Origin of the sequence: Zoogloea oryzae, from assembly GCF_030161255.1 — a bacterium.
GTDB classification, from domain to species: domain Bacteria; phylum Pseudomonadota; class Gammaproteobacteria; order Burkholderiales; family Rhodocyclaceae; genus Zoogloea; species Zoogloea oryzae.
Genome location: NZ_BSPX01000028.1, coordinates 1 through 12565, shown reverse-complemented (window position 1 = coordinate 12565; position 12565 = coordinate 1). Strand labels below are relative to the sequence as shown.

At 68.6% G+C, this 12565-nt stretch carries 17 protein-coding genes; 6 read left to right on the top strand and 11 right to left on the bottom strand.

Features of this window, described 5'->3' with window-relative positions; all coding sequences use genetic code 11:
• Positions 1-32 precede the first annotated feature (32 nt).
• A complete protein-coding gene (rpiA, locus tag QQK25_RS10630) occupies positions 33-695 on the bottom strand; it encodes a ribose-5-phosphate isomerase RpiA (RefSeq protein WP_284187899.1) in 663 nt (220 codons plus the stop codon).
• A gap of 203 nt (positions 696-898) precedes the next feature.
• On the opposite strand from rpiA, the gene QQK25_RS10625 reads away from it, so the two are divergent.
• A complete protein-coding gene (locus QQK25_RS10625; protein WP_284187898.1) occupies positions 899-1327 on the top strand; it encodes a YidB family protein in 429 nt (142 codons plus the stop codon).
• A gap of 80 nt (positions 1328-1407) precedes the next feature.
• On the opposite strand, the gene QQK25_RS10620 is transcribed toward QQK25_RS10625, so the two are convergent.
• The 9 genes from QQK25_RS10620 to QQK25_RS10580 all read right to left on the bottom strand — a co-directional run bounded on the left by QQK25_RS10620 (position 1408) and on the right by QQK25_RS10580 (position 7721).
• Positions 1408-2244 carry a hypothetical protein gene (locus QQK25_RS10620; protein WP_284187897.1) on the bottom strand — a complete coding sequence of 279 codons (837 nt, stop codon included), beginning with the start codon at positions 2242-2244 and terminating at the stop codon, positions 1408-1410.
• 68 nt (positions 2245-2312) lie between these two features.
• Positions 2313-2906 (bottom strand): tetratricopeptide repeat protein, encoded by a 594-nt coding sequence (locus QQK25_RS10615; protein WP_284187896.1) that lies wholly within the window; start codon positions 2904-2906, stop codon positions 2313-2315.
• 309 nt (positions 2907-3215) lie between these two features.
• On the bottom strand, positions 3216-4034 hold the full coding sequence (nifM, locus tag QQK25_RS10610; RefSeq protein WP_284187895.1) for a nitrogen fixation protein NifM: 819 nt from the start codon (positions 4032-4034) through the stop codon (positions 3216-3218).
• 3 nt (positions 4035-4037) lie between these two features.
• The gene (locus QQK25_RS10605; protein ID WP_284187894.1) at positions 4038-4514 is read right to left on the bottom strand and encodes a nitrogen fixation protein NifZ; all 477 of its coding nucleotides are present in this window, start codon (positions 4512-4514) and stop codon (positions 4038-4040) included.
• A 24-nt stretch (positions 4515-4538) separates the two neighbouring features.
• A complete protein-coding gene (gene nifW / locus QQK25_RS10600; RefSeq protein WP_284187893.1) occupies positions 4539-4880 on the bottom strand; it encodes a nitrogenase-stabilizing/protective protein NifW in 342 nt (113 codons plus the stop codon).
• A gap of 10 nt (positions 4881-4890) precedes the next feature.
• Positions 4891-5433 (bottom strand): hypothetical protein, encoded by a 543-nt coding sequence (locus QQK25_RS10595; RefSeq protein WP_284187892.1) that lies wholly within the window; start codon positions 5431-5433, stop codon positions 4891-4893.
• Between the two features lie 6 nt (positions 5434-5439).
• A complete protein-coding gene (gene cysE / locus QQK25_RS10590; protein WP_284187891.1) occupies positions 5440-6219 on the bottom strand; it encodes a serine O-acetyltransferase in 780 nt (259 codons plus the stop codon).
• Positions 6212-7348, bottom strand: a complete 1137-nt coding sequence (gene nifV, locus QQK25_RS10585; protein WP_284187890.1) for a homocitrate synthase — start codon at positions 7346-7348, stop codon at positions 6212-6214. The genes cysE and nifV overlap by 8 nt, the downstream gene beginning before the upstream one ends.
• 124 nt (positions 7349-7472) lie before the next feature.
• Entirely contained in the window at positions 7473-7721 is a 249-nt protein-coding gene (locus QQK25_RS10580) for a hypothetical protein (RefSeq protein WP_153162422.1), read from the bottom strand.
• Between the two features lie 180 nt (positions 7722-7901).
• Between QQK25_RS10580 and QQK25_RS10575 the strand changes: the two genes are divergently transcribed.
• The 3 genes from QQK25_RS10575 to aroQ are packed head-to-tail and all read left to right on the top strand — an operon-like array spanning position 7902 to position 9566.
• Positions 7902-8657 carry a TerC family protein gene (locus QQK25_RS10575; RefSeq protein ID WP_284187889.1) on the top strand — a complete coding sequence of 252 codons (756 nt, stop codon included), beginning with the start codon at positions 7902-7904 and terminating at the stop codon, positions 8655-8657.
• Positions 8654-9082 carry a universal stress protein gene (locus QQK25_RS10570; RefSeq protein WP_284187888.1) on the top strand — a complete coding sequence of 143 codons (429 nt, stop codon included), beginning with the start codon at positions 8654-8656 and terminating at the stop codon, positions 9080-9082. Before QQK25_RS10575 ends, QQK25_RS10570 begins: the two co-directional genes overlap by 4 nt.
• A 46-nt stretch (positions 9083-9128) precedes the next feature.
• Positions 9129-9566 (top strand): type II 3-dehydroquinate dehydratase, encoded by a 438-nt coding sequence (gene aroQ, locus QQK25_RS10565; protein WP_153162420.1) that lies wholly within the window; start codon positions 9129-9131, stop codon positions 9564-9566.
• Between the two features lie 6 nt (positions 9567-9572).
• Here aroQ and QQK25_RS10560 read toward each other — a convergent pair whose 3' ends face one another.
• Complete coding sequence (locus tag QQK25_RS10560) at positions 9573-10490, bottom strand: LysR substrate-binding domain-containing protein (protein WP_284187887.1); 918 nt, start codon at positions 10488-10490, stop codon at positions 9573-9575.
• Positions 10491-10641: 151 nt separating this feature from the next.
• On the opposite strand from QQK25_RS10560, the gene QQK25_RS10555 reads away from it, so the two are divergent.
• Together QQK25_RS10555 and QQK25_RS10550 are read left to right on the top strand one after the other, a co-directional pair.
• Entirely contained in the window at positions 10642-11847 is a 1206-nt protein-coding gene (locus QQK25_RS10555; RefSeq protein ID WP_284187886.1) for a YbfB/YjiJ family MFS transporter, read from the top strand.
• A 119-nt stretch (positions 11848-11966) separates the two neighbouring features.
• Positions 11967-12565 (top strand): L,D-transpeptidase scaffold domain-containing protein (locus tag QQK25_RS10550; protein ID WP_498027232.1); only part of this gene is annotated, 599 nt, incomplete at its 3' end.

Sequence of the window (12565 nt, the reverse complement as noted above, 5' to 3'; positions counted from 1 at the left end):
GCAGATTAACAGCGGTTCATGACGTTTTTGTTTCAAGTGCGTTCGTAGGTGACAACCCCGCCGGCGGTGGCGAGCAGCAGCACATCGGCGCCGCGACGGGCGAACAAGCCGTTGGTGACAACGCCCACGATACCGTCAACGGTGGTCTCGAAGGCTGCCGGATCGGCGATCTGCAGGCCATGCACGTCGATGATGATGTTGCCGTTGTCGGTGACGAAGCCTTCACGCAGCACCGGGCGGCCGCCCAGCGCCGCGAGCTGGCGGGCGACCTGGGCGCGGGCCATCGGGATCACCTCGACGGGCAGCGGAAAGCGGCCCAGGCATTCGACCCGCTTGGTGGCGTCGCAGATGCAGATGAACTTGTCGGCCACCGCCGCGACGATCTTCTCGCGGGTGAGCGCGCCGCCACCGCCCTTGATCATCGCGAGGGACGCGTCGATCTCGTCGGCGCCGTCAACGTACACCGGCATCTGGTCCACGTCGTTCAGATCGAACAGGCGGATGCCGTGCCCGGCAAGGCGCTTGGCCGAGGCTTCGGACGAGGCCACGGCGCCGGCGATGCGGTCTTTCATCGTGGCCAGGCCATCGATGAAGAAGTTGGCCGTGGAGCCGGTGCCGACACCGACGATGCTGCCTTCGACGATGTAATCGAGGGCACGCAGCGCCGCCTGTTGCTTGAGTTCGTCCTGAGTCATGGTGTGAGCTGCTTGAAAGCCAAAACCCGGATTTTACCCGTACCGGTGCGTGGTTTGCGGTTTGTCACGCTTGTGTCTCCATTCCACAAAGCCTTACACCCGGGTAGCAGGGAGCGCGTAAAGTGTTACGCCGCTGCCACACATTCCCGCTGCGGCGGGCCGGCAGGATTTCCCGAAACAACACTCAAAGAAGGAGCTTCACGATGGGTTTGCTCGATCAACTGGCAGGTCAGGTTCTGGGGTCGCTGGCTGGCGGCGGCCAGCAAGGTGGCGGTGGTCAAGCTGCCCTGCTGCAGCTGGTGATGAATCTGCTCCAGAACAACGGCCAGGGTGGCCTTGGCGGTCTGCTGGCGCGGCTCGGCCAGGCTGGCCTGGGTGAGCAGGCCGCGTCGTGGGTCGGCACTGGCCAGAACCTTCCGGTGAGCGCCGATCAGATCGGCCAGATCTTCGGTGGCAGCGAACTGGGCGATCTGGCCGCCCAGCTCGGCATCCCGACCGAACAGGTCGCCGGCCACATCGCCAACGTGCTGCCTCAGGTGGTCGATCAACTGACCCCGAACGGCCAGGTGCCCGAGGGTGACGTGGACCTCGGCCAGGCGTTGTCCGGCCTGGTGGCCATGCTGGGCAAGTGATCGCCTGATGGTAAAAAAGCCCTGCCGGATTGGCAGGGCTTTTTTATTGGAACGATGTTCCGTCTGGCGCCGGGTTCAAGTTAATTCACCTTGAGCTGACCGCCCCGGCCAAGACCGCCCTTGACCTCCTGCGCCTTGTAGTTGCGCAGGGCGACGACCATCTTGTTGTAGGCGTCGGTAAAGGCGGCGACGGTGGCCTTGCCTTCCGGGGTCTGGGAGAAACCACCCAGGCCGGCGGCGGCGCCGGGGCCGAAGCCGCCGAGTGCGGCGCCAAAGTTGGTGGCGGTGGCGTTGCCTTCGGAGATGGCCAGCTGCACGCCCGAGCGGATGTCGAAGATGGTCATGGTGACCACCGAGACCTTGCTCTCGAGGCCGGCGGCGAGGAGCGCGCCACCCGCGCCCAGGCGGCCGCCCAGGGCGCCGGCCATGCGGCCGGTGGAGGAGTTGTCGATGATGATCGACGGTTCCATGTAGTAGTCGGCGGCGACGCGCTGGCCCTTCTGCTGCTTGGAGCCGGCCCGGAACTCGCCCGAGTTGCGCTGCTTGTCGGTGATGGCCGACAGCTTGCTTTCGGTGCGGGCGTTGCCGATCGAGGTGATCACGAAGCAGTTGGACTGCTGCACCGCCAGGCGGATCAGCGGCTCGATGGTGGTGACCTTGGTGGCGGCGCCGAAGCTGGCGAACCACTCCTTGCCGCGGCCGTCATCCACCGCCAGGGTGCCCAGCGGGGCGGGGCAGCGCTCCAGGTTGGCGTTGGCGCCGGCGCTGGTGCCGCCGCCGGCCGCGCCGCTCACCGCGGTGGCGTCGGACGAGCCGGTGCTGATGGAGCCACCGGCCAGCGGGTTGTTGGCACAGCCGCCGAGGGCCAGGGAGGCGACGATCACGCCGGCGAGGGAGGTCAGTTTAGTGTTCAGCATCGGCACTCATCCTTAGGAAGAAGATTGTTGGGTGTTGTGGCGCGGCCCGGGGGCGCAAGCCTGGGATTTCAGTAGCGGCGGCCGTAGGCGCGGCTGTCGTACCAGCCGCCGTTGCGCCATTGCCATTCGTATTGGTACCTGTCCATCCAGTAGCTGTTCCAGATGGCTTTCTGGGAATCCACCCAGCGCCGGTAGGCCACTTCGTCCTGCCTGGCCCTGGTGGCCTGGGAAAGCAGGGCCTTTGCTTCCTTGTCGCCCCGGCCGGCGGCGATGGAGAGCCACTTTTCGGCTTCGGCGGGGTCGGAGCCCATCTCTTCGAGGCCCATCAGGTAGAGGCGGCCGACGGCGGTCTGGGCCTTGAGGTAGCCGCGTTCGGCGGCGTCGCGCATCCACTTGAGGGCCTGGTAGCTGTCCTGGCGCACGCCGTCGCCGCGGAAGTAGCGCAGGCCCAGATCGTAGGCGGCGCGGGGGTCTTTCTCGGCGAGGGCGATGAGCCGGGCGGCCTGCTGTTCGGCGGCCGAGTCGCCCGTGGCGTTGGGATTGAAGGTGACGGCGTCACGCGGGCGGTCCTCGCAGCCGCGATCGTCGCAGATGCGCACGGTGGGCGACTGGGCGAGTACGGCGGTGGACAGCCACAGCAGCAAGACAGGGAGCTTCTTCATCATGGCACTCCTGCAGATCCTTCGGGAAACGCGATCCGTGGCGGCGGGCTAGGCGCGCTTGCGTGCCGACGCGTGAACCCGGCGTTTCGTTTCAGCATAGACGCCAATCTGCCGATCGGCCCGGATGACGGAAGGCAGGGTTCCGGGGCCGCGGGGCGTGCGGTGGCTTGCGTCAAGCTGACGGATTATCCCGCCTCGCATCGCGCCATTCAACCCGGAAGTGAGCACCGCGTGGAAGGATTTGGCAGCCACGTGCGAATGCCCCGGAGGATCGCCAAGGCTATCCCGGGAGGGTGCGCCGGTGGCGGCTCAGCGCCGGGCGCCGAGGCCCTTGATCCAGTCCCGCTGGGCCGTCTGGCGGCGTTTGTCGCCGAGGCGTTCGATGATGCGGTCGCGGACTTCCTCGAAGGGCGGGATGCCGAAGGGCAGGATCTCCTCGCACAGGATGATGTGCAGGCCGATGGGCGATTCGAGCACGGGGCTGATCTCGCCGGTCTCCAGCGCGAAGGCGGCGGGTTCGAGTTCCGGGAAGAGCTGGCCGCGTTTCACGGTGCCGAGCTTGCCGCCTTCCATCGCGGTGGGGCACTGGGAGTGGCGCAGGGCGACCTTGCCGAAGGCGTCGGCGTCCTTCACCGTGTGGCGCAGGGTTTCGAGGCGGGCGGCGGCGTCGGCCTTGTCCTTGCGGCTGTCGAAGGTGATGAGGATGTGGCGCAGGCGGCGGGTTTCGGGGCGGTCGAAGGCTTCCGGGTGCATGCGGTAGAAGATTTCGGCGTCCACCGCGGTGACGTCGGGCACGGCGGCGGCGATGCGTTCGAGCACGGCCTCGATGCGCAGATCGCGGGAGACGGCTTCTTCGAGGCCGGCTTCGTCGAGCCCGCTGCGGGCGAGATCCTGGGCCATGGCGTCCGGGTCGGTGTAGCGCTGGCGGATTTCGCCCAGGCGGGCGGCGACGGTGGCGGCGGGCACCACCACCTGGGCGGCTTCGTCGCTTTCGAGGATGCGTTGCTCGATGCCGTACTGGCGGCTGAGCACCTCGGTCACACGGCTCAGCTGGGCGTCGTCCAGCTCGCCCGGTGCGGTCTGGAAGAGTTCCCAGGCGAGCTTGAGCTGAAGGTAGGCGTCGTGCATGGTTCAGCCCTCGTCCTCGTCGGCGGTGTTGCGGCCGGCGCCCTCCAGGATGCTCTCGGGGATCTGCAGCACCCGGCCGGGCAGGTCGTCGAAGTGGATGTGGTAGGCCACGCCGCCCGGGGCGTCGCGGATGACCTTCATCACCTCGCCGATGGCGCCGTCCTTGACGAGCACCTCGCCGCCCACGGCGAGCTGGCGGGTGGCCTTTACCTTGTCCCGGAACTCGAAGCGCGAGGGCGTCCAGGCTTCGTCGGCGCCGATGAGCTCTTCCTCGCGGCAGCCGACGATCTTGCCTTCATCCAGGAAGTTCACCGAGTAGATGACCTGATCCTGCAGGAAGGTGCCCACATCCACCACGTAGCCGATGCTGCCGCGGCGCACCAGCGGGGCGCCGGGGTCGAGGCCGGGGTAGGTGCCGTCGTTGCGCACGTTGCGCGTGAGGCGCACGGCTTCGCCGTATTCCCAGCGGGCGTTCATCATGGTGCTTCCTCCCGGCGGGCTTCGTTACTGGACGAAGACCTTGTCGATGGATACGAAGGATTCCATGCCGCCGTCGGGCTTGGAGACGGTCTGGAACACCGCGAAGACCTTCTCGGTGAGGGAGTTGGAGACCACGAAATCCTGGTAGGCGCGCTCCAGCCACAGGCGGTAGATGCCGCGCTGCTTGTCCTCTTCGGGCGGCATGTTGGGCACCTGGCGGGCCAGGTAGTCGTGGAAGCGCTGCAGGATGTGCAGGCGGTTCACGTGCACCACCGAAGCCTCGTAGGGCACTTCGAAGTAGTCGAGAAAGTCTTCGGCGGAAACCAGTTCTTCCATGGCTTCGGCGAGGGTCAGCGTGTCTTCCATGGCAGCCTCCTCAGGCTAGGGCAAGGTCATCGGTTGAGGGTGTTTCTTCGTCGGTGGCCGGCGATTCGTAGATGGCCACCACTTCCAGCAGGCGGGCGGTGCCCAGCTGGTCGCGGCTGTCGAGGGACGACAGTTTTTGCAGGCGCCGGCGCGAATCGTCGATCCGCCCCAGGCGCAGCAGCACCACGCTGGCGGCCTTCAGGGCCAGCAGGTAGAAGCGCAGCAGCCCGAAGGACTTGGCTGCAGCGTGGGCCAGCCAGGCTTCGTCGAGCTTTTCCCAGTTGTCGGGCAGCTCCAGGTGATGGCCGGAGAGCTGCATCGCGCGCTCGGCCACCTGCAGGGCGTCGTCGAGCCGGTGCTGGTAGAAGTAGTAGCGATACAGGCCGACCAGCACCGTGAGGTTCTCGGGCGCCAGCAGGTGGGCGCGCAGCAGGGCGGTTTCGGCCGACGGGTCGCCGTATTCGGCGGAGGCCTGGGCGAGCAGTTGCTCGGCCGCGGCGGGCATCGGCACGTCGAAATACAGTTCGCAGTCGGAGAAGTCGAGCAGGTCCATGATAGGTCAGTGGATTTCGGGGTTTTCGCAGCACAGGTCGCCGGCGGAGCAGACGGCGCACTGGCCGCTGTGGTCGGCGGGCGGGGCGTCGTGCCGGAGCAGGGCCAGTTCGCGCTCCAGCTGGTCGATGCGCTCGACGAGGCAGGAGATGGATTTGGCGACCGGGTCGGGCAGCACGTTGTGATCGAGGTTGATGCCGTCGTCGGCCCGGTTACCGGCGGCGCGGGTATTGACGATGCGGCCGGGTACGCCGACCACGGTACGGTCGGCCGGCACGTCGCGCACCACCACCGAGTTTGCGCCCACGCGGACGCGCTCGCCGATGGTGATGGGGCCGAGGATCTTGGCGCCGGCGCCCACCACCACGCCGCTCGACAGCGTCGGGTGGCGCTTGCCGCGGTTCCACGAGGTGCCGCCGAGGGTGACGCCGTGGTAAAGGGTCACGTCGTCGCCCACTTCGGCAGTCTCGCCGATCACCACGCAGGCGCCGTGGTCGATGAAGAAACGCCGGCCGATGGTGGCGCCGGGGTGGATGTCCACGTTGGTGACGAGCCGCCCGACGAAGGACAGGAAGCGCGCCGGATAGCGCCAGCCGGCCTGCCACAGGCGATTGGAGATGCGGTGGGCGAGGATGGCGTGGACGCCCGGGTAGGTGGTCAGCACCTCGATGGTGGAGCGGGCCGCCGGATCACGCTGGAACACGCAGGCGAGGTCTTCCTTGAGCAGGGTCCACAGGGCGGGCTGCGCGGCGAGGGTAGGCGGGGTCATGGTGATCGATTCAGACATGGCGGTGGCTCCGGGCCGAGGCGAGCAGGGCGTGCAGGTCGGCCACGTCGGGCGAATGCTTGTGGGCGGCGACGAAGAGCCGGATGTGACCGAGGAGGGCGCTGGCTTCGGCGTCGCCGAGGCTGATCCCCAGGCCGGCATAGACCACCTGCACCGCGCGGGGGCCGGAGTGCTTGCCGAGCACGATGCGGTGGCTGCGGCCCACGTCCACCGGGTCGAAGCCCTGGTAGTTGTCCGGGTGCTTGAGCAGGCCGTCGATGTGGATGCCGGCCTCGTGGGTGAAGGCGCCGGGGCCGACGACGCTCTTCTGCCAGGGCACGTCGCGGCCCGAGGCGTGGGCGACGCTGCTCGACAGGGCCAGGAAGCCCTTCAGGTCGATGTCGGTGCGGATGCCGTGGAGCTTCTCGAGGCCGACCACCACTTCTTCCAGCGGGGCGTTGCCGGCCCGCTCGCCAAGGCCATTGACGGTGGTGTTCGCGTGGGTGGCGCCGGCCTTGCACGCGGCCAGGGTGTTGGCGGTGGCGAGGCCCAGGTCGTCGTGGGCGTGCATCTCGATCTCGAGGCCGGTGCGCGCCCGCAGGTGGGCGATGCGCTCGAAGGTGCCGAAGGGTTCGAGCACGCCCAGCGTGTCGGCAAAGCGCAGGCGGCGGGCGCCGGCGCGTTCGGCAGTCTCGGCCAGCTGGGCCAGGAAGTCCGGATCGGCGCGGGAGGCGTCCTCGCAGCCGATGCCTACATCCAGGCCCAGGTCGAGGCCCATCGCCACGTAGCGGGGAAGCTCGTCGAGCAGCCACTGGCGCGGGCGGCGCAGCTTGTGGGCGAGGTGCTGGTCGGATGCCGGTACCGAGATGTCGATGAGGTCGGCGCCCAGGTCGCGGCAGGCGTCGATGTCGGCGGCGTGCATGCGGCTCCACACCATCAGCCGGGCCTCGAGGCCGAGGTCGGCCACGGCGCGGATGGATTCGCGCTCCTCGGCGCCCATCGCCGGGATGCCGACTTCCAGCTCGGGCACGCCGATGGCGTCGAGCTGGCGGGCGATGTGCAGCTTTTCGTCGAGGGAGAACGCCACGCCCGCCGACTGCTCGCCGTCGCGCAGGGTCGTATCGTTGATGGTGACAAAGGGCTGCTTCATGGCGTTCGGCCTCCTTGCCAGATATCTAGCAAGGCCGATGCCAGGCGCTAAGTCACTGATTTATATGTGGGGCGATTTTGGACGTCGGGTTCGTGTCGCGAACCCGACAAGGCTTTGGCAGGCATCAGGTGAGCCGCACCGGGCGGGCGGCGAGGGCGGCTTCGAGGGTGGCGAAGCGCCGCCGGGGATCGGCGGTGAGGCGGAAGTAGCGGCAGTTGTCTTCTTCGCGGCCGCAGTAGCTTTGCACCGTGACGCGCTGGATGCCGGGAAAGCCCGGGTTGTCCTCGATGCTGCGGATGGCGCCGGTGCCGGTGTCGTACACGCCGGGTTTCTCGCACAGCCAGTCGGGCTTGAGGGGGAAGGCGTTGTTCATGGCGGGCCTCGCTGAGAACGGTTCGCAATTGTAAAAAGCGTAGCACCGGCACCGCCGTGGCGCTGCCAGGCCATCGCAGGGGGCGCGGGGCGGGCGCTTCGCCTCTACAATTCCACCTTTGCGCCCGGCGGCTTGCCGGGCGGCGCAGCGGGCGCGTGTTTGGCCCGGGGACAAGGAATCATGCAGGAAATGCTGTTCGACCACGCCTTCTGGATCGCCCTGATCCAGATCGTGGGTATTGATATCGTGCTGTCGGGTGACAACGCGGTGGTGATTGCGCTGGCGGCGCGGGGCCTCAACCCCGCCGACCGCAAGCGCGCGGTGATGTGGGGCAGCACGGCGGCGGTGGCGATGCGCGTCACCCTCACCGTGGTGGCGGCCGAGCTGTTGCAGCTGCCGCTGCTCAAGGCGGCGGGGGCGCTGCTGCTCCTGTGGATCGCGGTGCAGCTGCTGGTGCCGGAGGACGAGAGCGACGGCGAGGGCGGCGCGGTGGTGTCGGGCATGGCGGCGGCGATCAAGACGATCATGCTGGCCGATCTGGTGATGAGCATGGACAACGTGGTGGCCATCGCCGGGGCGTCGAAGGGCAATCTGGCGCTGCTGATCTTCGGCCTGGGGCTGTCGATCCCGCTGGTGGTGTTCTCCAGCACCTTCCTGATGAAGCTGATGGAGCGCTTCCCGATCGTGGTGACGGGCGGCGCGGCGCTGCTGGGTTTCGTGGCCGGCGAGATGCTGGTCACCGACCTGATGCTCGGCCCGTGGATCGACGCCCACGCGCCGTGGCTGCATCGCGTGCTGCCGGTGGCCGGCGCGGTGCTGGTGGTGCTGGTGGGCCGGCTGCTCGCTGCCCGCGCCACCGAAGTCGAACGCGAAACCCTCGAACTCGATCTGGGCGAGGCCGCTGCCGGCGAGCCCGCCGCGAAAGGAAAGCCATGACCCGCATCCTGCTGCCCATCGACGGCTCTCCGGTGTCGCGCCGCGTGGCGGACGCCCTGCTGGCCCGGATCGACGCGGGCCTGACGGCGCCGGAGATCCACCTTATCAACATCCAGCGGCCGGTGAGCCAGGACGTGGGCCAGTTCGTGAACCACGAGGCCCTGCGCGACTTTCATCGCGATGAAGGCCTCAAGGCCCTGGCCGAGGCCCGCGCCGTGCTCGAGGCCGCCGGCCATGCGCCGATTCCCCACGTGGTGGTGGACGACCAGCCGGCCGCCGCCATCGTCCGCTTTGCCGGCGAGCAGGCCATCGACGAGATCGTGATGGGCAGCCACGGCCGCGGCGCGGTGGCGGCGATGCTGCTCGGTTCGGTGGCGCGGGAGGTCTCCCGGCTCGCCGGCATCCCGGTCACTCTGGTCAAATGACACGCCGGCCCGCATCGGCAATTTCAGCGTTAAAAGGACAGTTCAAGTGAAGACCATCCTCGTGCTCAACGGCATCAACCTCAACATGTTCGGCAAGCGCGACCCGGCCCAGTACGGCACGGCCACGCTGGCCGAGATCGACGCCGCGGTGGTGGCCCTGGGCGCTGAGCTGGGCGTGCAGGTGGAATGCTTCCAGACCAACCACGAGGGCGAGATGGTGGAGCGCATCCACCGGGCCTTTGAAGAGGGCGTGGCGGCGGTGGTCATCAACGCCGGCGCGTGGACCCACTACAGCTATGGCCTGCGCGATGCGCTGGCGATCCTCAAGGCGCCCATCGTCGAGGTGCACATGTCCAACATCCACGCCCGCGAGGCCTTCCGCCACCAGTCGGTGCTGGCCGAGATCGCCAAGGGGCAGATCTGCGGCTTCGGGCCCGACAGCTACCTGCTGGGTCTGCGGGCGGCGGTCAATCTGATCGGCTGATCCCTCTCAGCGCTGGCTGGCGAAGGCCTCGACCCGCAGCCAGTCGGACAGCAGCCGCACCTCGGGTCGTGGATCGCCCGAGGCCGCGACCAGGAAGTACGCCCGCTGCGATACATGCCGGTAGCCGCAGGCCATCGGCAGCAGGCGCCTGCTGGCGAGGTGCTCGGCCAGCAGCACGCTGCGCCCCAGGGCCACGCCCTGGCCGGCCACCGCAGCGGCGATCAGCTGGTCGTAGTGGTTGAAGTGCAGCACCGCCTTGGGCTGCACGTCGGCCAGATCCAGCTTCTTCAGCCAGATCGACCACTCCAGCCAGGGCTCGGGGGTCGAATCATCGTAGTTGAGCAGGGTGAGCCGGGCGATGTCCTCCGCCCGGGCCGGACGCACCGCCAGCTCGCCCAGCACCTCGGCCGTCGCCACCGGAAAGATGTCCTCGCCAAACAGCAGATGGCTGGCCGGCGGCGGCGGGTCGGCCATCACGTAGCGCAGGGCCAGGTCGATGCCTTCGCGCTGGATGTCCACCAGCCGGTTGTTGGCCGAGATGCGCACGTCGATCTCCGGGTGCTCGGCCAGAAAGCGTGACAGGCGCGGCACCAGCCACAGGGCCGCGATGCCGATGGTGGTGGACAGCGTCACCGGCCGGCGCTGCCCGACGCGGATCGACTCGACGGTGCGCGTGAGGGTGCGGAACACCTCCTGAATGCTCGCCAGCATCGCCTCGCCCGCCGGGGTGAGGGTGAGCTTGCGATGGCCGCGCACGAACAGCGGCACGCCCAGCTGTTCTTCCAAAGCCTGCACCTGACGGCTGATGGCCGACTGGGTGAGGCACAGCTCAGCGGCGGCGAGGGTGAAGCTCAGGTGGCGGGCGGTGGCCTCGAAACCCTGCAACGGGGCGAGGCAGGTGAGCTGTCGGATCGGGTTCTGCATGCGGATTTCGCATTCGTTGGATGAAGATTCAGCGTTTGCTTGTATGCCTTCCGCCGACAATAATCAAGCTGAAACGGTGCGTTCCCGGCGTAGGAACGCATGCACCCGGCGCATGCGCTGCCGCGCCCTCAGCCTTACTGGAGACACATTCATGAACGACGAAGACCGCCAGCGGCTGAAAGTCCTCACGGCCGGCATCCTCGGCCTCCTGTTGTTCCTGGGCATCGCCCGCTTTTCCTATACCCCGCTGCTGCCCCTGATGCGCGAACAGGCCGGCCTCGGCGTGGCCGCCGGCGGCTGGCTGGCGGCGATCAACTACGCGGGCTATCTGTCGGGCGCGCTGCTGGCGATGACCATCAGCAGCCTTGCCCTGAAGGATCGCCTGTACCGGGCCAGCATGGTGCTGGCGGTGGCGAGCACGGTGCTGATGGGCCTGTCCACCAGTGAACTGGTGTGGGCGGTGTCGCGCTTTGCGGCGGGGCTGTCCACCGCCGGCGGCATGCTGCTGGGCTCCGGGCTCATCATGAACTGGCTCATGCGCAACCGGCATCGCAGCGAGCTGGGCATCCATTTTTCGGGCATCGGCCTGGGTATCGCCGGGGTGTCGGCGGTGGTGGCGTTACTGAGCCTGTGGCTCGACTGGCGCACCCAGTGGTTCGCGCTGGCGGCCCTCGGCGCGCTGGTGGCGATCCCCGCCTGGCGCTGGCTGCCGCGGCCCGACGTGACCCCGCTCGCCGGTAGCGGCGCCCACATGCAGGACAAGCCGCCCGGCCGAGTCTTTCTGCTGCTGATGATGCTCGCCTACTTCTGCGCCGGCGCGGGCTTCGTGGTCAGCGCGACCTTCATGGTGGCCCAGGTGGGCAGCCTGCCGGGCATGGCCGGCAAGGGCGCGCTGGTGTTCCTGGTGGCGGGCGTGGCGGCGGCGCCGGCCTGCATCGTGTGGGATCTGATCGCCCGCCGCATCGGCCAGCTTCAGGCGCTGACCCTGGCGAGTGGCCTGCAGGCCTTCGGCATCCTGCTGCCGGTGATCGGCGACGGGCTGCTGGCGGCGCTGGCGGGCGCGGTGCTGTTCGGCGGCACCTTTGCCGGCATCGTGAGCCTGGTGATGGCGATGGCCGGGCGCTTCTACCCGACCCGCCCGGCCAAGCTGATGAGCAAGCTCACTGCCGCCTACGGCGTGGCGCAGATCGGCGCGCCGGCCATCACCGGCCTGCTGGCGGGCCAGCAGGGCAGCTACGCGGCGGGCTTCTACCTGGCTTCCGGCGTGATGGTGGTGGGTACGCTGCTGTTCGGCGTGCTGTGGCTGGTGGAGCGGGCCGGCGGCGCGGCACCGGCGGGCACCCCGCGCACGGCCTAGGTTTGTGGCGGAGCGTCGCGGTGCCGTGCATTGCGGGGGCGCTCGGGGTAACCTGTCGCGCCTCGAACACATGAAAGCTTCATCCCGCGATGTTTGTGTCTCTCTTCCGGCCTCTGCAGATGCGCCCGCTGCGCATCCGGCACGGGCTGCTGGCCGCCCTGATGGCGGTGTCCGGCCTCGCCTGCGCCGCCAATGGCGAGGCAGGGCTGCAGTGGTTTGACGCCGGCCGGCCCCGCAACACCGCCTGGACGGCAGTCGATCTCCTCCTCAAGGCGCCCGACGACGGGCTCGATGCCGACGACTACGACGCCGGTGGCCTGCGTCAGGTGCTCACCGCGCTGGAGGGCGGCACCAGCCTGCCCGAGGCCGATCTCGCTTCCCTCGACGGCGCGCTGACCAACGCGCTGCAGCGTTTTCTGTCCGATCTGCACTTCGGGCGCCTGCCGCCCAAGGCCGTGCGCGAGAACGGCGGCGCTGCCAGCCTCGACCGCTTCGACCCGGCCGCTATCCTGCGCGCAGCGCTGGCCGCCAATCGGCTGGCTGATGTGGTGACCGACGCCGCCCCGGCCCAGCTGCCCTACACCAGCCTGCGCGAGGCCCTGCGCCGCTACCGCGAGCTGGCCGACGACCCGACCCGCAGCAAAGCCTGGAAGACACCGCTGCCGGCCCTGGCCGCCCGCAAACTCGAGCCCGGCCAGCCGTGGGCGGGCGTGCCCCT